This window comes from Rhizobium sp. USDA 3886 (genome assembly GCF_056279785.1).
The window spans coordinates 1093822-1112849 of sequence record NZ_JBWCDC010000003.1; the positions used below are offsets into that span (position 1 = coordinate 1093822).

Sequence of the window (19028 nt, forward strand, 5' to 3'; positions counted from 1 at the left end):
CGCAAGCAGTCTCCTTTGTAAGTGCAGGAGGCTCCCACATTTGCGCCCGATTTGGGATCGAGTTAAATACCGCGACGACAGGCTCGTGAGCGGGAGGACGGGAATGGCGGTGGACTTCAGCGAGCTTCTGAATGCATTCGAATTCGTGAGCTCCATGGGAGCCGGCGAAAACACGGCTTATCTGTGCAAGGAGACGGGCAAGATCTACTTGCATTCGGACTGGGCGGACGATGTCGAAGAACTGCCTGACGTCGAGGACGGCGAGAAGTACGTCCCCATTCCGGAGAAGAGAGAACTCGATCTCGGCAAGCGGCTGGTGCTGAAGTTCGCGCGGCACCACTTGCCCGACGATTACGATAAGGTTCGGGAGATCTTCAGCCGGGCGGGTGCCTATGCCCGCTTCAAGGACCTGTTGGAGCACAGGCACGCCATCGATCGGTGGTACGCCTTCGAGCAAGAAGCCACGGAAGACGCTTTAAGGACCTGGTGCGAGGATAACGACATCGAAGTCAGCGGCTGACGTTGAAGTATCAAGTGTCTGGCGTCAGGATCGTTCTGGTGACGGGCTCCCAAGGAACAGTAGCCTCAGCAACCTTTTTGATATCAGATGCTCAGGCATCGAGCCCAACTTCGACATCGACCACGAAGTGATCGCTGGCCCAGACGCCGTCAATCGGCTTGTTGAACGCAAGCGCTGCGGATTGAATGACGGCATGTGCTTTAGGATGAGCATCCCAAGAGCCTACGAAAACGTAGTCAATGCGGCGCCGGTAACCAGGCTGCCTGATGATCTGCTCAGCGCCGGCAAGCGCATTTGGGTTGTCGACCGTCCAAGTGTCGCCCGAACCTTCGCCAGCCACGGCCCAGGCATCGTGGTAAACGACGCTACGACCGCCCAGCGAATGCCGGCCCGTCAGATAGCGTATGCTCGCGGCATCCGGCGCAGCGTTGAAGTCGCCGGCGATGATGGTCGGCAAGTCTCTGCGATGCAGAATGCGGTGAGCGGCCGTCTCGTCCCTCACATCTGCGGCGATTGTCGAAACGCCCAGCCGCCTTCGGACGGTCTCGAGCACATGGGATTGCCGCGCCACCACCGTGACTCTGGCCTCCTGATCCACAAGCGCCTCGACGAGGCCGAGGCCGAGGCCACGACTTCCACCAGTAACGACGATATTCTTATCCTTGAGGCTCATTCGTTTTGCTCCTTCACGACGATATAGCAAAGACGATCGAGACCCTGGAAAAGAGTCAGCCCGCGAGACGCCTTTCAACAGCGGCAGGACGTGGTCTGTGACCTTGCGCGAAGGTGAAGTGATAGGCGAGGAATTGCGGGCCTGCATTGCAGGCCCGCGGTGCTTTCAAGTTATTGGACGACCTCGATCACCGCGCGGGTCTGCGGATTGACGAGCACGCGCTTTTTGTTGACGACGACGTAGCCGTAATCGGGCTGATCGGGGATCGTTTGGATCTCGACCGTGTCAGGAAGCACCGTGCCGACCGCAACATCACCTTCAAACGTGACCGATGGTGATTGCTGCTGCTCAAGAACATAGGTTCTGACCTCGCCGGGAACGATGACCGTTGCTGTCTGCGCGACGGCCGCTCCGCCGACCGACAGGAACAGCGACACGGCGGAGATGACCAGTTTTTTCATGTTATCCTCCAGGAATTTCGGTGTCTGGTAAACGCTGCCGGCTGGGATACGGTTCCTCCGCCGCGCGGAATGGGGCTGCTATGGCATGAGGGGAGTAGGGGGAACGGCGGCCGCAATAGCGTCGTTTCCGCGGGGATTTTCGTTGCCGTTTTACTGCCATTCCCGATTATCTTTCACTCCCGTCTGGCCGCGCGCCCTCCATATCCAAACTTGCAGATTCGATCTGCGTCCCAATCGGTGGACAATGTAAAGCCGTTTCAAATGCGAGTGGGTCCTGGCGTAGAAAAGCGTGCACATAGGCGGGTCTGCTTTGCGGCCACAATCAGTCGGGTGGCACGCGCGGCTCTGGCGATTCCCAATTGGCGGTCGTTCGTCAGCTGCTGGTGATGACAGCTGCGGTGAAGGGTTTCGGATCGTCCGCTCATCGGATGCGGTGGTAATGTCAAGCGAAGGGAGGAACTGCCCCCTATTGCCTCACCGAAGAATGTTACCAAACGATTTGGCGGGTGGAAGAGCCGGCGTGATCACCATCCAGTCGCCATTGAGGATCTCAAGGGCCGACTCCTGACGCCAGGCTTTCACCGCCATCTGCACCGTCCGCAGGCTTTTGTTCGTGAACCGTGTCTGATCGACGTTCATCAGCCGCTGCAGCACGACGGCTGCTGGGCGCCAGATTTTTGGGCGCCTTCTGGAAATTTCTATGGTGATTTCAAATCCTTAAGTGCTGCTGAAACAATCGAGAGGGAACAGCGGTCCCGCTCTCCGGACACCTACGGCATTCGCATCAGTGCATGGCCTCGATATCAGTGCATGGCCTCGATAAAGGCGCGGCGATAGAATGCGGCAAGGTCGATCCGTTCTGCAGCGACCGCCGGAAGCTTCTTTTGGAGACGGCGCTCGCATTCTCGTGATTGTGCTGCCGGCGGCCTACCATGTGGCGTTGTGGGCTTTAGCCTGATCCGTGGGCCGAGGTTGTCGCAATATTGGGCAAGCGTCATTCCGGCTTTGATCAGAAGAGTCCTGATATGCGGACGGTGCTCGGCGGCAATGACGAGGACAAACGACTTGATCAGAACAGGCTTCGGGACTGGCAGCTCGATTTCGTCGACTAAGTCGTTACCTACTTGTTCTTCCTCCGAGAACGCGAGGTACTGGTCCACCAGATTATGAGCGGCCTCGAGAATCTCGGTGTCCGGGCTGTACCGGCACCAGGTTTCAGCAAAAGTACTCAGCGATCCGTATGACATCGAGAGCTCCTTCGCCCCTCTAAAGGAACGCGTGAACTGGCCGGTTGTTCACAAGGAAGTACATTGTGGCTCGGCGAGGCACTGCGTTATGCGGGCTGTGGGCGCCGCTTCCGTTGCCCGATCCTGGCGCGGCTCTTTCTGTACGCAAGCACGTCAGCACTTTTGAAATGCAGCTAGTTCACTTTGGCACGCGCGATGGGGCTGTGCACTCTCCTCAGGATGGTCTCCGGAAGCCTAGGAAACCGATGCCGCCACCTCACGTTTTACATCGATGAGCAAGCACCAGGACCACCCGAGCAACGAGCCGAGACCTCCGTCCGAAGAATGCGCCGCCAAGCCCGGCGCGGAGATCACCTTTCCCCTACGATCGGATGATCGTAGACGAGTTCCGCAGGCGGTTCCCGCGAGCGCGCTGGAGCGATGCCCGCAAGGCGTGGTTCGTCCCCGGCAGGACTGCAGCCCGCCGCATTGGGCGGTGGCTGGCCGAGAACGAAGCTGAGGCCGACGCGCATGCGGATGCCAAGGGCCGTGACGCCTTCGACTTCGATCCTATCGACAGCCCTTACCTCGAGCTCGGCAAGGCCGCTTTCCGTATACACACGCCCTATTCGAAGGCCGTGGTCGACGAGTTTCAAGAGGTTCCCTACGCTCGATGGGACGGCGACCTCCGGATATGGCACGTCCCGTACCGCTCATACGAAGAACCCCGGCGCCGGTGGCCAGACATTGAAGCCGCCGCTCGCAGGAACGAGCCGGAGGAGAGGCGCCGCCGCGCCGAGGAGCGCAATGGAACCGAGGAGGAGAGGCGCAGCAAGCTGCGGTCGGCCGAGGGAAGCGCCGCCGCTATCCGCTTACATACAATGACCTGTCGCCGCTGGGGCGCCGGGTCGGTACCTCCTATGGGATTGTCGTCTTCACGGAAACAACTGGCCAACTCGTCGATCGAGAAACCTTGGAGGAACTGGTTCGCGCCTGGCCGATGAAAGAGGCTAAGGCGGAAGGCCGCGAATGGTGGCTTCCGATGATCGAGGCGTTGAGGCTGGCCAGACGAGCAGCGAGATCGCGTGAAGCGCGAAAGGGTGCGACGACGATTTCCGCTGGGTGGCTGATCTTGAACAGTTGGCGACCGCCCACAATATCATCCGTCAGGATCATTGGCGGCATGGAAAGGAGGACGAGATGCCGCTGAACGATGTTCCATGGACAAGGCCGGTGAGGATCCGGCTGCAGTGCGGATTGGACCGTACTTTCACAGGTGTCTACGACGCCCCGGATTTTCTCGAAAACGAATGGCCGCTGCGTCACGGTGAGCGCCATCAACGAGCAGTGAAGACGTGCCGCGGCGCTCTCAGCGGGACCATTCCCGCCGTGATCGCGCGCGAGGCATTCGTCGCGGCTTGTCTCGAAGCCGGCATGCCTGCCGTCATGGCGCCGTGCAGGAGAAAGCCCACCTTCCATCCGCGCCGGCCAGCACGCGTAGCTGTCATCTAGCTGTGCATCAACGACGGTCTCGCCTCCAAGGAGGCGAGACTTGCATGAGCTTTCGTTGTTTCCGAAGGGCGCGTGGAGGAGCGCCATCGTGGAACTTCCAGCTGCCAGCCAGCATTCCGATATGGATGCTACTTCCGGGAACGACCATGGCCAGTGACAAACTATCGACCTATCGATCGAAGCGCGATTTCCGAAAAACGGCTGAGCCGGCCGGTGAAAGGCCCATTGCGCACAGCAATCGCCATCGTTTCGTCATCCAAAAACATGACGCGACACGGCTTCACTACGATCTGCGGCTCGAGCTCGATGGCGTTTTCAAATCCTGGGCTGTCACGAAGGGCCCATCCCTCGACCCGCATGACAAGCGGTTGGCGGTCGAGGTGGAGGACCATCCGTTGGATTATGGCGATTTCGAAGGGACGATCCCGAAGGGTCAGTATGGCGGCGGTACCGTGATGCTATGGGACCGCGGCTATTGGAAACCGGAAGGACAAAAGAACCCGAAGCAAGCTCTGGCAAAGGGCGATTTCAAGTTCACCCTGGAAGGCAAACGGCTGAACGGCGGTTTCGTGCTGGTGCGCATGGGCGATGATCGCGAACGTGGCAAGCGAAACAACTGGCTGCTGATCAAGCACCATGACGCGTTTTCGGTCGAGGAGGACGGCGCGGCGATCCTGGAGGAGAATGACACATCGGTCGCCTCCGGCCGAACAATGGAGATGATCGCCGCTGGCAAAGGGCGCAAGCCCAAACCATTCATCGTCGTGGGAGGCAATGTACAGGCTGACGCGGTCTGGGACAGCCATCAAGGGCTGGCCGCCGAAGAGCGAAAATCCGATGTGCGAGCCGGCAAGACGTCGGTCACTCCTGTCGACCTGCCTGACTTCATCGTGCCGCAGCTCTGCCAGACCCTGGAGCGTCCTCCGGCAGGCGCTGGTTGGATTCACGAGATAAAGTTCGATGGCTATCGGATCCAGATGCGAGTGCTGGATGGCGACGCGACACTTAAGACCCGCAAGGGCCTCGACTGGACAGCGAGATATCGCGAAATCGCCGAGGCGGCATCTGCGCTGCCGGACTCGATTATCGATGGTGAGATCTGCGCCCTCGGCGAAAATGGTGCGCCCGATTTTGCTGCCCTGCAGGCGGCGCTGTCGGAGGGCAAGACCGGCAATCTCGTCTACTTCGCATTCGATCTTCTTTACGATGGCGGCAATGATTTGCGATCCCTGCCACTCGTCGATCGCAAGGTGCGGCTCCAGAACCTCTTGTCCGATGCCGGCAACGATCCGCGCATCCGTTTCGTCGAGTACTTCGAGACCGGAGGCGACGCGGTCCTTCGATCCGCCTGCAAGCTGTCGCTGGAAGGCATCATCTCGAAGCAGGTGGACGCGCCGTACCAATCCGGCCGAAGGGCAACATGGGCCAAATCCAAATGCCGGGTCGGCCACGAGGTGGTGATCGGCGCTTATGCCAAGACCAATGGCAGGTTCAGGTCCCTGTTGGTCGGTGTCTACCACGACGACCACTTTGTCTATGTCGGTCGCGTCGGCACCGGGTTTGGGGCGAAGAAGGTGGAAACGCTGCTTCCGAGGTTGAAGGCGCTCGAGAGGACGAAATCGCCCTTCGCCGGCATCGGCGCGCCGAAGAAGGAGGCGGAGGTCACGTGGCTGAAGCCCGAGCTCGTGGCGGAAATCGAATTCGCAGGCTGGACCGCCGACGGCCTTGTGCGGCAGGCCGCCTTCAAGGGACTGCGGGCGGACAAGCCAGCTAGGGAGGTCGAGGCCGAACGGCCGGCGAAGCCCTCGGAGGCAGACGTTCCTGAGCCAGCGCCGACAACTACGGCGGAGAGGACAGCGCGGCGGAAGGGTGTTAAACCGCACGTGATGGGGGTGCTGATCTCCAACCCGGACAAGCCGCTTTGGCCGGATGCCAATGACGGGGAACCCGTCACCAAGGAAAAGCTTGCCCGCTACTACGAAGCCGTCGGGTCCTGGATGATAGAGCATATCAGGGGACGGCCCTGCTCTATTATCCGCGCACCCGACGGGATCGGTGGCGAGCAGTTCTTCCAGCGCCACGCGATGCCCGGCACGTCGAACCTTCTCGAACTGGTGAAGGTGTTCGGCGATAAGAAGCCCTATCTGCAGATCGACCGCGTCGAGGGCCTCGCAGCCGTCGCGCAGGCCGGCGCGGTCGAGCTGCATCCCTGGAACTGCGAAGCGGATCACCCGGAAGTGCCGGGACGGCTCGTCTTCGACCTCGATCCTGGTCCGGACGTAGCCTTCTCCGCAGTCGTTGCAGCGGCCCGCGAGATGCGGGACAGGCTTGCGGAATTCGGCCTAATCAGTTTCTGCAAGACCACTGGCGGCAAGGGACTGCACGTTGTCACTCCGCTGGCGGTCAGCAAGCGCAAGCCGCTCTCCTGGGCGGAGGCGAAAAGGTTTGCGCAAGCCGTCTGCCAGCAGATGGCCTCCGACAATCCCGAGCTCTATCTGATCAAGATGACGAAGAGCCTGAGGGACGGCCGCATCTTCCTCGATTATTTGCGCAATGACCGCATGGCGACGGCGGTCGCACCCTTGTCACCGCGTGCCCGGCCGGGTGCCACCGTCTCGATGCCGCTGACATGGACGCAGGTCAAATCCGGCCTCGACGCGAAGCGCTTCACCATCCGCACCGTGCCGGCGCTACTGTCGAAGTCTTCCGCCTGGGAAGACTACTGCAATGGCCAGCGGCCGCTGGAGCAGGCGATCAAACGTCTCGGCAAGGCAAGGGTTGCCGCATGAGGGCGAAGAACCATGGACGCCGAATTGGCAGTTGGCGGTTCGCGTCGCCACCCATCCCAAGATGGCGCGATTTACCTGCAGGTCCTTGCGCCACTGCGCGACATGACGGAGCAGCGAACGCGGAATAACCGACTTTCCCGAGTACCAGATCTATTATTTCGGAAGCGGCAACGGCATGTCAGGAAAAGATAGCCGAGAGACCTTACCGTCCTTGCTGCCAAGCCGACTGCGCTTTGCCGGAGCTCGCTTCCACCTATGCCTCTGGCCAAGTAAGCCCGCGCACGTCGTTCGATGGGTGTTGCATGTCGTTGCCGCCGGCCAGTACGGGACAGAAATGATGGACGGGCTTCACAGGTCATTCTCTTGGCGGGGATCAAGCAGGTCAATGAGCCGCGCAATCCGTCCCGTCGGCAATGGGCGGCCTTCATTCGTCAGCGCTTCGTCGGCGTTGACCCAAGCCCAGGCTTCGGCAAGCTCTTTTGCCGAAGCACCTGTCGCCAAGATGTCTGCAAGCATGACCTCATCGACCGGGCCGACGATCGCCCTTATTTCTCCTGAAGATAGCGTCATATCAACGACCTCTCACTTTTGGAACTTCATGGAGTTGACGGCAGCGCGGCAATACACTCGCTGCTGCTGCGCACAAGCGCGACGATTCATCCCTAGCTCGTGATCGTGATGCGCTTGGCACGCGATTGCGCCGTTTCGGAGCGTGGCAGGGTGATCGCCAGGACGCCGTTCTTGAAGGACGCGTCGATCTTGTCTTCCTGCACCTCGCTGTTGAGTGAAAGGCGCCGCTCGAAGCGGCCATAGAACCGCTCGGAGAACTGCCGGTCCTTATCCTCGTTGTCGGCGCGCTTTTCGCCGCGGATCGTCAGGATGCCGTTGTCGATCAGAAGTTCGATATCCTTCTCGTCCAATCCCGGGATTTCGGCGAGGATCCGGATGTCCTTATCCGTCTCCGCGACTTCGATCTTCGGCCAGGCGGTTTCGAACATGAAACCGGATCCGACTGTCGGAAAGCGGCCCTCGAAGCCGCGGAAGACGTCGTCGAACAGCCTGTTCATCTCGCGGTGAAGCGCAAGGAACGGATGCTGGTCTCTGCCTGCATAGCCTGTCGGGACCGGACTGTTGCTGCGGCCCCACGGAATAAGATCACGGACTACACTCATCTCAACCTCCATACCGGCCGCGCCGGAGTAAGGCCGGCGCCGGCCGTCATCTTGTTTGATCACGTTGGCTGATCAAGGGTTGATCAAGCCACCTGCTTTTCGCCTTCGATCTGAAGTGATGCAATCTGCTCTTCAACCTGCTGGCTCTCGCCTGTACCGATCGCGATGCGCCGCGGCTTCATCTCTTCGGGGATCTCGCGTTTCAGTTCGACCGACAGAAGGCCGTTCTTCAGGCTCGCACCAAGTACCTTGACGTGGTCGGCAAGCTCGAAGCGCCGTTCGAACGATCGGCCGGCGATACCGTGATGCAGATATTGCGCGTCCTCCTTCTCGGCCTTCGTGCCGGCAATGACCAGTACGTTTCGCTCGTGCGTGACCGACAGATCGTCCTCGCCGAAACCTGCGACAGCCATGGTGATGCGGTAGTCGTCCTCGCCTGCCTTGACGATATCGTAGGGCGGCCAGGTATCGACGGCCTGGAACCGCTGCGCATTAAGGAGATTGAAGACGCGGTCGAAGCCGATGCTGGACCGGTAAAGGGGAGCGAAGTCGAAGTCGTTTCTCATAGCCATATCCTCCGTAAAGCAACATGGAGTGGAGACGCCTTGGAAACTCGCGTCTCCAACACTCAGCCCCGTATTGGCGGCTGACAAAACTGATTTGGTTGCGGAAATTCGAGGTTCAAGGGCGCAAAGACAAAAAATTGGCACTCCAGGTATGAGAGTGCTAAAAATGTAGTGGTCGATGTGCTCGATAGAGGAGGAGACGTCAAGATCTTGACCGCTGCATGAGGGCCGACGGCCTGCTATAAAGACCGACTCACATCTTGAATTCAATCGAAGTCCTTGCCACCTGAGCGATGGTTTTCCCATCATGACGGAGATGATGACACATGACGACTACCGCCACGCAAAACCCTGCCGAAAACCACGTCTTCGAGGCCGATGTGGCGCGCCTTCTACATATGATGGTGCATTCGGTCTATTCGGATAGGGATGTTTTTCTGCGTGAACTGATCTCGAACGCCGCCGATGCCTGCGAAAAACTGCGGTTCGAGGCGATTGCCACACCGACATTGCTTGCAGACGACAAGGACAGCCGTATCACGCTGTCGCTCGACGAGGAAAAGAGCCAGTTGGTCGTCGAGGACAACGGGATTGGCATGAGCCGTGACGAATTGATCGAGGGGCTCGGCACCATTGCCCGCTCGGGAACCCGTGCCTTCATGGAGCGCATTGAGGCCAACAAGGCCGGCGACGGCGCACAACTGATCGGACAGTTCGGCGTCGGCTTCTATTCCTGCTTCATGGTCGCCGAACGCGTCGACGTGGCTTCGAGGCGTGCGGGCGCCGATGAGGTCTGGTTGTGGTCGTCGGATGGAAAGGGCAGCTACAGCGTCGGCCCCGCGGATATGGCGGATGCCCCGGCGCGCGGCACGCGCATCACTGTGCATTTGATGGAGGACGCCAAGCCCTATACGTCGCGGTGGTCGGTTGAGCGCATCGTCAAGGAACAATCCGGCCACGTTCCCGTGCCGATCACGATGGTTGAAAAGCGGGACGCCGAACCGATCCAGCTGACCGACGGCACGGCGCTTTGGACGCGTTCGAAAAATGACATTTCGACCGAAGACTACACGGATTTCTATCGCGGCATTTCCGGACAATATGACGAGCCTGCCCTGACTGTTCATTTCAAGGCCGAAGGTCGGCATGAATATACGGCCCTCGCCTTTGTTCCCGGATCACAGCCATTCGACATGTTCGATCCTGACCGCAAGGGCCGGATGAAGCTTTATGTACGGCGTGTCTTCATCACCGGCGACACCGAACTCATGCCGCGGTATCTCCGCTTTGTAAGGGGCCTCGTCGATACCCCAGACCTTCCCCTCAACGTTTCGCGCGAGATGATCCAGGCGAGCCCGGTTCTGTCGGCGATCAGGAAAGGCATCACCACCAGGATCATCACAGCAATCGAAAAACTCGCCGAGAGCGATCAGGACGCGTTCATCAAATTTTGGGAGAATTTCGGTCCGGTCGTCAAGGAAGGCATCTATGAGGATTTTGAGCGGCGCTCGCAGCTGATGGCTCTGTCGCGTTTCAGAACCACGGTTTCGAATGATGGTTACCGCTCGCTTTCCGATTACGTCAAGGATGCCAAACCGGATCAAAGCGCAATCTACTACTTAGCTGGCAACAGCCTGGATCAGCTCAAGGCGTCGCCGCAGCTGGAAGGATTTCGCGCTCGTGGCATCGAGGTGCTGCTGTTGACGGATTCCATCGACAGCTTCTGGGTGATGCACGCGCCCGAATTCGATGGAAAGACGTTCAAATCGATCACGCAAGGGGCAGCCGACCTGGCACAGTTTGCCAAGCCTGATGAAGAAGCAGGCATGAAAAGCGAAACATCGGCCGATGTCCAGCGCTTCATCGCCTTTGCCCGCGACACGCTTGCAGACCAGGTCTCGGATGTCCGCGCCTCCGATCGGCTGACGGAAAGCGCAGTCTGCCTCGTCGCACCGGAAGAGGGCTACGACCGCCAGATGGAAAAGATATTGCAGAGCGCCGGGCGGCTGCAATCGGGGGCAAAGCCGATCCTCGAGGTCAATTTCGAGCATCCGCTGGTGAAGGGAATTGCTGCCCAAGAGGATAGCTCGTCACTAAGGGAAGACGCAGCATTGCTCCTTCTCGACCAAGCACGGATCCTTGATGGCGACAAGCCCGCAGATCCGCGTGCCTTTGCCGAGAGATTGACTCGGGTGTTCCAAAGAGCGTTAGAATCTTGATCGAGACTTGGCGGCGGCCTCGCTCGGACTCTTCAGCGGCTCGAAGAGCCAGAGATTATGGCCCCAAGGAATCGGCAACAATTTGTTGCGCGATTATCTCGTCGGGAAAGGCCTCAGCGGAGGCATGAGTGTAATTGAGGTATTGAGGAGCAAGACCGCAGGGAATTGGATTGGTCCGCTCTCGGACCCTTCACGCTATTCGGTTGCTTCAGGAAGGCTGCCGGAATTGTCGAAGTTGGCATTTGCGTAATGATGGCCTCTCCTATGACGTGCCGCAAAACTTGTCAAAAGCTCTATCAGGTCATCCCGTGGCGGCGGACGGCATTGCCTACCATGGCCGCCACGACGATACCGAGCTCTGCTTTGCCCTGCTTGAACCGGCAGGACCGCCGTGTCTACGGCGGAGCGCCGCACCGATCTCGGTGCGAACTGGTTTTGGCAGGTGGCCGGACGTTATCAGGTCGGGTTGGCTCCCTGACCGGACGCGTCCAGTCATCCGGACGTTCTGTGAGGTCCCGTCGCTGGTCACCGTCAAACACCGGCTGGGCCAATTTGGTAGGCTCGGCACGCAGTAGATGTTGGGGCGGTGGACGAAATCGGGCAGAAGAAGCGTGAGCCATGACTACTAACCGCAGTCGCCCTTTCCACCAGTCGATGCTTACTCGGCGGCCTGCGATAGAGGAATAATACCCGCCTCCGGCAACGCAACCCGGACCAGAAACTCGTAGTCGTCCACCATGTCGTGGACATCTGATCCGATTCTGGCGATGGTCCAATAGTCGCGGCAGGCGCCGAATACCGTCGAAATCTGCACTACCTCCCAGGCGCCCCCGGTTTCCCTACGTCTTGCCCAGTAGAAGCATTCGGGCTCCAAGGCCAACAACTCCAGCATCCGCGAACTCCTACATTGCCCACTCGTATGCCACGCGATTGAAACCGAGCATCGGACCGAGTCCCACCTGATGCCGGTATCCACCCGGCGGCAACCATACATGAGGATCCTTCAGGTGTCATCGGGGAATGCCATGACATCTGCCTGCCTGGATCGTTTTCACCACTTGTTTGCGGCGTCTCATCGCGGGCGGCATGTTAGCCTGTTCTCTGAATGCCCAATTGTTTTGGCCTCTTGACTCATTTCTGAATGAGAACATACGCGCCGCGATCGAACGGCATTTCACGAAGCTCAAAATTTGGGGAACCGTGCGCTGCGCGGTGAGAAAGTACGTGCGCCCATTAGTAACCGAAGCCACTCAGCCGGACGGCACCGATCTGGATTGGGAGGTGCAGGCGATGGTCGCGTCTCATGACGATGACGCCAAGGCAGCAATCACGACCTTGCTACTCGACTGCAAGCATCTGCGGCGTCAACTGGCCTTGGCGGAGAGCGTGCCAAGCGGCGGCATCACGCGCGGGTGGTCGCCCCACATACGATCGAGAGGTAGGCAAATGAGCGACTACACGCGCAATCGCAGGCTCAGTGGGGTTATTTGGCTAGAAGCAAGCCCAGCGCGACCTAGGGTACCGGCGTAACGACAGTATCATTACGGAAACTCTGTAAAGATGATGTCGTTACGTTATGGTAGGTGGAGATACGAGTTTTCTCGTTCCCATGTCGCACACCAATAAAAGCCCGGACGCCAGCGTGGCGCTGAATATGCGCATCAAGCCGGCGACCCGCAACTTGATCGACCGCGTCGCCGAGCTGCTTGGCAAGACGCGCACGGATTTCATGCTGGAGGCGTCCGAGCGCCGCGCCGAGGAAGTGCTTCTCGACCGCACGATATTCACGGTCAGGCCCGAAATCTATGCCGAGTACCTTGCCCGGCTCGATGCGCCCGCACAGCCAAATGAGCGTCTGAGACGTACCATGTTGACAAAAGCGCCGTGGGATGAGGCGTGACCCTCAGTGCACCGGCACCACTGGCCGATCATCACGAACCGGCCGAATTCAATTCCGGCGTTCCCGAATTGGATGACTGGCTGCATCGGCGCGCCCGCGCCAATCAGGCAGGTGGTGCATCACGTACCTTCGTCGTGTGCGAGGGCAGCCACGTCATCGCCTATTATGCGCTCGCCTCCGGTGCCGTGAAGCAGCCGGAAGCTCCTGGCCGTTTCCGGCGTAACATCCCCATCCGATTCTGGTTGCCGTGCTCGCCGCCTCGCCATCGACCGGACCTATCAGGGGCGCGGTATCGGCAGGGCATTAGTGCGCGACGCAGGTCTGCGCTTGCTCAATGCCGCTGAAATCCTCGGTATCCGCGGCGTGCTGGTGCATGCGATTTCCGATGACGCGCAAGCCTTCTATGAGGCGGTCGGCTTCCGTCCTTCACCGTCCGACCCTATGATCCTGATGGTCGGGCTGCATGATCTGAACAGCGCGATGAATTGATCGAGGCCGAAATGCCTGAGAGCATTGACGAGAGCCTGTGCATCCCGGTGTGGCGAGGCACGGTGCGACGTCTTCGCCCAAGCGACAACGCTTTTTATGCTCGATTCTCGTAATGCCGCGGGCATGTCCGAATAATCACATCCGCTCCTTCATTACAAAGAGCCCCGACGAAATCGGGGCTAGTTGTTGACTAGAGGAACGTCGAGACACGTTCGAAAGATGAACGTGTCATATGGATCATGGTTTCCGTACGCAAACGTACCAATGCGCGAAGAATTGAGGCGGACCGCACAGCCACGTGCAAGGGGAAGAGCACGGTTACAGGAGAGCTGGCCGCACGATCCATTTCTCCGAACTTTTGAGAAGGTCAAATGTTCCTAGTCTGTCAGCCATGTCTCGATTTCATCCGCAGTATCGAGCAGCAGTGGCCGGCCAATCGCGCCGCTGGCAAGTCGTCCCTCTCGCAGCACGATTATTGCCCTGTGGCGATCAATTGAGCATGCCGCCTTCGGCGTTTCCTCACTGCAATGGCAGTCAAAGCTCGAAGGCACGCCCGATACCGTGCATGCCGGCCGATTTTACATCAGCACACGGCGGCAGCCCGACGGCGTTCATTCCGTGAGCCCGTGCTTGTGTAAAAACAGAAAAACGGAAAGCGCGTGCTTGGACCAGTGGCCGATCTTGCTCGGAGTGATGTTCGGAGCAAAACCTGTACCCTCAGGATCAGAACCTCCAGCGAAGCGTGTCGATGCTCTGATTGCTCCCAGGACATCGCGGGTCGAATGGCAGTCAGCACAATTTCCAAGCGTTTCCACGAGATAGGCGCCTCGATCATGGACGGGATCGCCATTCAGGCGCGCCTCGGTTCGACCTTCATTGAAAAAACAGCTTCCAGAAGCCAAGAAGGCGGCGGATGCGGAACAGCAGAGCAAGGTCGTGCGGTGGCGGGCGTCCGGAAATGGCCGGCAACGTTTCCAAATACGCATAGAGATCCTTGATGTCCTCGATGCGCATGCCAGTATAACTGGGGTAGGGGAAGGCGGGATAGTAATGCTCGCCAGCCGGCGAGACACCGGAGATCAACGCATTTGCCAGATCAGCGGTTGACCACGATCCGATTCCGTCGACGGGGTCCTGTGAGATATTGGGAACGCGGAATGTTCCGAAAGGAGATGCCGACGCAAGGCCCCCACCCAAATTGAGCGGATCGGGACTGGCCTGGAGTTGCATGACAAGAAGCGCAATGGCCGCGGCGAAGACGAACCGCCCGCGGCCCGCATCGCCTCCCGTCATTGTCCGATCTTCGGCCTCAAAACGGGGGTTCGGCGCCGTGATGAACCAGAGCGCAGCAAACAATACCGCGATGACAATGGCGAGTGGCCATAACCAGTGTCGTTTGCGTCCTCCGTTGCCGCTCGCTAGCCACAAGCGAACTGGCTGGCGGTGGATTGGGTCATGCTGCCCTCCGCCGCGAAGCACTTTCCGGCGCTCGCACTTCCTTCAAAAACTCCTCGCGAGGACTGTCGGAGAGCCTCCGGCGCGCGTGTCTAGCGGTTTCTTCGTAAGATTCAACCGATCGACCGCTGCCATTGGTCAGCCGACCGGAAGCCTGGCCGGTCGGTGGCTTCTTCGGCCTGTCGGTCAGCCGCGGGACTATCTCTTGTTGCTCATGTCAGCCTCCATTGCGCATCCAACATTGAAGTGACCGATTTGTGCCAATGAAGAAGCGATTTTTGAAAGTCCTATAGTCAGTGGGTATTGCGGGAAGGGCTCTTTGGAAGATTTTCGGGCTGAGAGTTCACCGGCGCAGCAACGCTGGGGGTGCGATGTTCTCGTCGAAAGCAGATGAAACGCCTTCGTAGCCGGTCAGCGTGGACATTTACTCGCCAGTAAGATGAGAAGGAGGCTCAGCGGGAGGCGGCGCGCAATTCTCGTCGAGCCTTGCAACCAATTCATCCACGCACTTAACGCCGCAGCTCACAAGTCCGATGGCGCGCTTCACCGCATCCTCGCCGCGCTCGCTGTGGACATCGATGTGATTTTTCTGCGACCACCGGCGGAGGCCGGAGGTGATGAGATCGACCTCTTCGTCCGTAAAGGAGAGGAGTTCAAAAACAACCATGACATCCTCCCGTGAAGCAAGTGCTCGACCCGATAGAAACCTCGCGGACGCCGGCAAACACTATGGCAGAAGGCGCGGATGGCAAAAAGGTATTGTACGTTTTCGGACATATCTCATCGACTAAGCGCTCGGCTTGCATCTCATCACAGAACTTGAAGACGCTGGTCTTCCCACTGCCGACCGACCTCGGCTTTGCGCGCAGGATCGTCTTCGTGGAGACAAAGTTAGCCCAATGTTCTGAAAATTGCGGGCCGGGACGATGACAGTGGTAAAAGCCCGTGGGCACGGACATCGCGTTCGCCGCTTTAGCGTCTTTGCCACGAAAGGCAACTAGGCTCGCACCCCCAATCCAGATTGGTGCATTTCGGCGGATTGACTTCGGTCGCGATGATGGCGGCGCGTGCGTCTGCGGCGCACAGTCCTAGGCGTTGAGTTTCATGGAATACCGCTGAATCGCGGCTGTTTTCATCATCGGCAGAGCCAAGATTGCCTTCGACATGCTGGACGGCATCGATCATCAAAACAACAAGCAAGAGTGCGCCGACGATGATCATCACAGCAATCAGAATGATCAAAAGCGCACGACCGCTTTCTTTTCTGCGCTTTCCATCGATCTCTGCAATGTAGTCCCCTGGCGCGGTTTTCTTGTTGTCGTCATCTGTCATGGGAGGGCTTAAGGCGCTCGGCAATTTCGATCTTCGAACGACGATCGCGGGGCGAAGTTCCCACGCTCAATTCAGAACTGGATTTTAGACGGTGGCTGGTTATCCAGAGGATGCGCGCGGCAAAAGCGTTGCGGCGACCAACGCCCCTTGCAGACCACTCGAGGTCGGCTAAGCCGAATGGAGATCTGACCGGAACGGTCGCCGCACCTATCATCTCTACTTCATCGACTGCGCTGCGGCATGCCCTCACGCTTCTCTGTCTGCCGTCGATTCATGACGGTGTAGGCGAGGCGCCTGATAGCCCGGCTCGAGAGCTTGGCGGGGAGCATAGGCGTTGCTGATTGGGTCGTTTTGCCAAGTTGCGCGTTATCATTGGAGAAACCGAACCATGTGGGAGATTGATATGACCAAGACCTTTGACCTTTCCGAATTCTCGGATGAAGACTTGGCCTCCCTCATCGAAGAGGCAAGGACTCTGCAAGACACCAGACGCGCAAGCCGCAATCATGCGCAAGCAGCAGGTGTGGGCGGATCGAAGGGGCAGGATCTGAAAAATCTGGACCATGGCGCAATCCCCACACCAACGCCGCGTGAAGTTAAGGACGAAGGTCCGGCACACGGTGTGCCGGAATAAACTCTACTCATTTTGACCGTGGCAGTCGTCGATCGGGCGCATCGCAGCTTGATTCTCATCGGACTCAAGACCGAAGAAGATGGGAAAAAATGGAAGGGCCATGACGAACAAAAACCAGGAATACGATACCAGGAGTGGACGATAAATGGGCGCTTCGGTGACAATTGGAATTCTAATCACATTTCTCGCAATCATTCTCGTCTTGTACTTGGTTCAGCGGCTGCCGATCGATGCCCGCATGCGGCAGATCGTGCAGATCGTTGTCATAATCATCGGAATTGTTTCGCTGCTGAAGTAGCTAGCCGTTTGGTAGTGCCGGTAAGGACCTGTCTTGGCCGACGACAAAAAAAAGACGCGGGGAGCCCCAACCTCAGCTGAAGGCAATCTCACGCTGCACACCGCCCCTTGCTGGTAGCGGGTGCGCGGACCTTCCATGGTGTTAGCGATGAAGCATTTGAGGGGTTGCGAACCACCGGACAGATGCATCTTTTTAAAGAAATACGCGTTGTGCTGTGATCGCAATGTAAGGAGAAAACATCATGACGCGGCGCGACATAGAACATTCGAAGGGCCTCGATACCGACGCCGGCCTGCAGGCTCATCTCGCCGAATTCGAGGCCGAAGCCCCGGCCGAGGAAGTACTCACACCTCCCGCAGATGACGCTCTGTCGAAAGCACCTCTGCAGCGGATCAAAGACGACCTCGACCACGTGCGCAATGAGATCGAGATCCTTGGTGCAAGGCTCTCGCTCGTCAAGCAGCAGACGGTTGCCGTCGCCAGATCCAAGGCCGAATGGGCCGACGCCAGCGCTCATGCCCAGCTTGGCGCGTACCCGTGGGCGAAACTTGCCGCTGCAATGGCCGCGACCGCGGTCGGCGCGCGGGTGCTGAGACGGCTCCCACTGGGTGCGGTTGCGGCTGCCATCATACCTTTGCTCATCGCTCGGTTCGAAGCGAAATCCCGCCCTTAAGAGCGACAGATGCAACAGTAGGTCCGGCATAGTTGAAGCTGGCCGAGGGTCACGCGGATTGCCGGAGCGGGAGGCTTCTTCTAGGCCATCACCGCCGCCGCTGATGCGACGACTAACAGGCACATCGGAGCGTCAGTTGTCAGTGAAGATTGCAAACGCTGGAGCTTCATCCCCAGATCGCTTTCCGGTTGACGCGGCGGCCCATGTTTTCCGCGGCTTCGGGAAGCTCTCGGCAAGCTTCACTTTAAAGCGAAGCATCGCTGGCTCCCCGGCGGCAAAAAATGGAACAATGAATGGCGTGCAAAGTTCAAGCGACATGGCGCGATGCGATTTGCGCTGCCATCCAGTCGGCTCTTCCTCCCAAGCGCTCGACATCAGAGGCCCGGCGCATCCTTGCGCCGGGCCTCTGATGAGCGATGAGTAACCCTGGCGAAATCAACGCTATGGCTTTTTGCAACGCCATTGCGCAGGATCCCATTCCAATCTCGGTCGACACACAAGAGTAGCGACGTCCGTCAGCCCTGACCAACGCGGGCTGCATGTCTGCTGCGGGAACTAGTGCGCTTCGTGATCGTTCAATGGAGGACGAAAGGAGCGGCGACGAAAATGCAGGCCTCACTTCATCTCGACCATGCTGCCCAGATTGCAGCCGAGGCGCACGCTGGCCAGACAGACAAGACTGGCGCGCCATATTTCGAGCACTGCCGTCGCGTCGCCTTGGCGGTTATCGGTGACGAGGAGAAGATCGTCGCTTACCTTCATGACGTGGCGGAGAAAGGGACGGGCTGGACGGTTGACCGTCTGAAGGAAGAAGGATTTCCTCCGGCGGTGGTTTCCGCTGTCGATGCCCTTACTAGAAGACAGAATGAAGACGATGAGCCTTTTATCCGCCGCGCGATTTCGAACGACATCGCGCGGCGCGTAAAGCGGGCCGACCTTGAGGACAATCGATCGCAGGCGCAGCAAATCGGCGCCGACACATCCAAGTACGATCGAGGGTTGACGATCATTTCTGAGACAAGGCGGCATCATGAACGAGAAGAATAAGTGGATCGGCGGCTGTTCGTCGGGCGACCAGAGATGCCGGTCCAAGCGCGCGCCCACATTAC

Annotated in this window: 19 protein-coding genes and 4 pseudogenes; 12 read left to right on the forward strand and 11 right to left on the reverse strand. The window is 58.8% G+C overall.

Annotated features, from left to right (window positions below; translation table 11 throughout):
* Positions 1 to 103: 103 nt before the first annotated feature.
* Positions 104 to 520, forward strand: coding sequence for a UPF0158 family protein (locus tag ACZ9BX_RS28070; RefSeq protein WP_476221446.1), 417 nt, complete (start codon positions 104 to 106; stop codon positions 518 to 520).
* Positions 521 to 611: 91 nt separating this feature from the next.
* Here ACZ9BX_RS28070 and ACZ9BX_RS28075 read toward each other — a convergent pair whose 3' ends face one another.
* The 4 genes from ACZ9BX_RS28075 to ACZ9BX_RS28090 all read right to left on the reverse strand — a co-directional run bounded on the left by ACZ9BX_RS28075 (position 612) and on the right by ACZ9BX_RS28090 (position 2901).
* Positions 612 to 1193 carry an SDR family NAD(P)-dependent oxidoreductase gene (locus ACZ9BX_RS28075; RefSeq protein ID WP_476221447.1) on the reverse strand — a complete coding sequence of 194 codons (582 nt, stop codon included), beginning with the start codon at positions 1191 to 1193 and terminating at the stop codon, positions 612 to 614.
* Positions 1194 to 1363: 170 nt separating this feature from the next.
* A complete protein-coding gene (locus tag ACZ9BX_RS28080) occupies positions 1364 to 1654 on the reverse strand; it encodes a DUF1236 domain-containing protein (RefSeq protein ID WP_476221448.1) in 291 nt (96 codons plus the stop codon).
* A 474-nt stretch (positions 1655 to 2128) separates the two neighbouring features.
* Positions 2129 to 2308, reverse strand: a complete 180-nt coding sequence (locus ACZ9BX_RS28085) for a hypothetical protein (protein ID WP_476221450.1) — start codon at positions 2306 to 2308, stop codon at positions 2129 to 2131.
* A 149-nt stretch (positions 2309 to 2457) separates the two neighbouring features.
* Positions 2458 to 2901, reverse strand: coding sequence for a hypothetical protein (locus ACZ9BX_RS28090; RefSeq protein ID WP_476221452.1), 444 nt, complete (start codon positions 2899 to 2901; stop codon positions 2458 to 2460).
* 271 nt (positions 2902 to 3172) lie between these two features.
* On the opposite strand from ACZ9BX_RS28090, the pseudogene ACZ9BX_RS28095 reads away from it, so the two are divergent.
* The 3 genes and pseudogenes from ACZ9BX_RS28095 to ligD form a co-directional block, all read left to right on the forward strand.
* Positions 3173 to 3991: pseudogene (locus ACZ9BX_RS28095) on the forward strand (hypothetical protein); the annotation flags it as partial.
* Positions 3992 to 4080: 89 nt separating this feature from the next.
* Positions 4081 to 4392: a DUF982 domain-containing protein gene (locus ACZ9BX_RS28100; protein ID WP_476221453.1), complete on the forward strand. Its 312-nt coding sequence runs from the start codon at positions 4081 to 4083 to the stop codon at positions 4390 to 4392.
* Between the two features lie 146 nt (positions 4393 to 4538).
* On the forward strand, positions 4539 to 7181 hold the full coding sequence (ligD, locus tag ACZ9BX_RS28105) for a DNA ligase D (protein WP_476221454.1): 2643 nt from the start codon (positions 4539 to 4541) through the stop codon (positions 7179 to 7181).
* Positions 7182 to 7529: 348 nt separating this feature from the next.
* Here ligD and ACZ9BX_RS28110 read toward each other — a convergent pair whose 3' ends face one another.
* The 3 genes from ACZ9BX_RS28110 to ACZ9BX_RS28120 form a co-directional block, all read right to left on the reverse strand.
* Entirely contained in the window at positions 7530 to 7751 is a 222-nt protein-coding gene (locus tag ACZ9BX_RS28110; RefSeq protein ID WP_027513926.1) for a hypothetical protein, read from the reverse strand.
* 92 nt (positions 7752 to 7843) lie between these two features.
* A complete protein-coding gene (locus ACZ9BX_RS28115) occupies positions 7844 to 8353 on the reverse strand; it encodes an Hsp20/alpha crystallin family protein (RefSeq protein WP_476221456.1) in 510 nt (169 codons plus the stop codon).
* An 83-nt stretch (positions 8354 to 8436) separates the two neighbouring features.
* Positions 8437 to 8919, reverse strand: coding sequence for an Hsp20 family protein (locus ACZ9BX_RS28120; protein WP_476221457.1), 483 nt, complete (start codon positions 8917 to 8919; stop codon positions 8437 to 8439).
* Positions 8920 to 9245: 326 nt separating this feature from the next.
* On the opposite strand from ACZ9BX_RS28120, the gene htpG reads away from it, so the two are divergent.
* Positions 9246 to 11138, forward strand: coding sequence for a molecular chaperone HtpG (htpG, locus tag ACZ9BX_RS28125; protein ID WP_476221458.1), 1893 nt, complete (start codon positions 9246 to 9248; stop codon positions 11136 to 11138).
* Positions 11139 to 11796: 658 nt separating this feature from the next.
* Here the strand turns inward: htpG and ACZ9BX_RS28130 are convergent.
* The gene (locus ACZ9BX_RS28130) at positions 11797 to 12030 is read right to left on the reverse strand and encodes a hypothetical protein (RefSeq protein WP_476221459.1); all 234 of its coding nucleotides are present in this window, start codon (positions 12028 to 12030) and stop codon (positions 11797 to 11799) included.
* Between the two features lie 332 nt (positions 12031 to 12362).
* On the opposite strand from ACZ9BX_RS28130, the pseudogene ACZ9BX_RS28135 reads away from it, so the two are divergent.
* From ACZ9BX_RS28135 to ACZ9BX_RS28145, 3 genes and pseudogenes are all read left to right on the forward strand, one after another.
* A pseudogene (locus ACZ9BX_RS28135) lies at positions 12363 to 12560 on the forward strand (hypothetical protein); the annotation flags it as partial.
* Between the two features lie 187 nt (positions 12561 to 12747).
* A complete protein-coding gene (locus ACZ9BX_RS28140; protein ID WP_476221460.1) occupies positions 12748 to 13038 on the forward strand; it encodes a type II toxin-antitoxin system TacA family antitoxin in 291 nt (96 codons plus the stop codon).
* Positions 13035 to 13527: pseudogene (locus tag ACZ9BX_RS28145) on the forward strand (GNAT family N-acetyltransferase). Before ACZ9BX_RS28140 ends, ACZ9BX_RS28145 begins: the two are co-directional and overlap by 4 nt.
* A 641-nt stretch (positions 13528 to 14168) precedes the next feature.
* Here ACZ9BX_RS28145 and ACZ9BX_RS28150 read toward each other — a convergent pair.
* From ACZ9BX_RS28150 to ACZ9BX_RS28160, 3 genes and pseudogenes are all read right to left on the reverse strand, one after another.
* Positions 14169 to 14898 (reverse strand): annotated as a pseudogene (locus tag ACZ9BX_RS28150) (c-type cytochrome); the annotation flags it as partial.
* Between the two features lie 508 nt (positions 14899 to 15406).
* Positions 15407 to 15649: a hypothetical protein gene (locus ACZ9BX_RS28155; RefSeq protein WP_476221462.1), complete on the reverse strand. Its 243-nt coding sequence runs from the start codon at positions 15647 to 15649 to the stop codon at positions 15407 to 15409.
* 305 nt (positions 15650 to 15954) lie between these two features.
* The gene (locus ACZ9BX_RS28160) at positions 15955 to 16314 is read right to left on the reverse strand and encodes a hypothetical protein (protein WP_476221463.1); all 360 of its coding nucleotides are present in this window, start codon (positions 16312 to 16314) and stop codon (positions 15955 to 15957) included.
* Positions 16315 to 16717: 403 nt separating this feature from the next.
* On the opposite strand from ACZ9BX_RS28160, the gene ACZ9BX_RS28165 reads away from it, so the two are divergent.
* The 4 genes from ACZ9BX_RS28165 to ACZ9BX_RS28180 all read left to right on the forward strand — a co-directional run bounded on the left by ACZ9BX_RS28165 (position 16718) and on the right by ACZ9BX_RS28180 (position 18966).
* The gene (locus ACZ9BX_RS28165; RefSeq protein WP_476221464.1) at positions 16718 to 16948 is read left to right on the forward strand and encodes a hypothetical protein; all 231 of its coding nucleotides are present in this window, start codon (positions 16718 to 16720) and stop codon (positions 16946 to 16948) included.
* Positions 16949 to 17093: 145 nt separating this feature from the next.
* Positions 17094 to 17246: a Thivi_2564 family membrane protein gene (locus ACZ9BX_RS28170; RefSeq protein WP_476221466.1), complete on the forward strand. Its 153-nt coding sequence runs from the start codon at positions 17094 to 17096 to the stop codon at positions 17244 to 17246.
* Between the two features lie 241 nt (positions 17247 to 17487).
* Complete coding sequence (locus ACZ9BX_RS28175; protein WP_476221468.1) at positions 17488 to 17919, forward strand: hypothetical protein; 432 nt, start codon at positions 17488 to 17490, stop codon at positions 17917 to 17919.
* Between the two features lie 606 nt (positions 17920 to 18525).
* Complete coding sequence (locus ACZ9BX_RS28180) at positions 18526 to 18966, forward strand: HD domain-containing protein (protein WP_476221470.1); 441 nt, start codon at positions 18526 to 18528, stop codon at positions 18964 to 18966.
* The last annotated feature ends 62 nt before the right edge of the window (positions 18967 to 19028 follow it).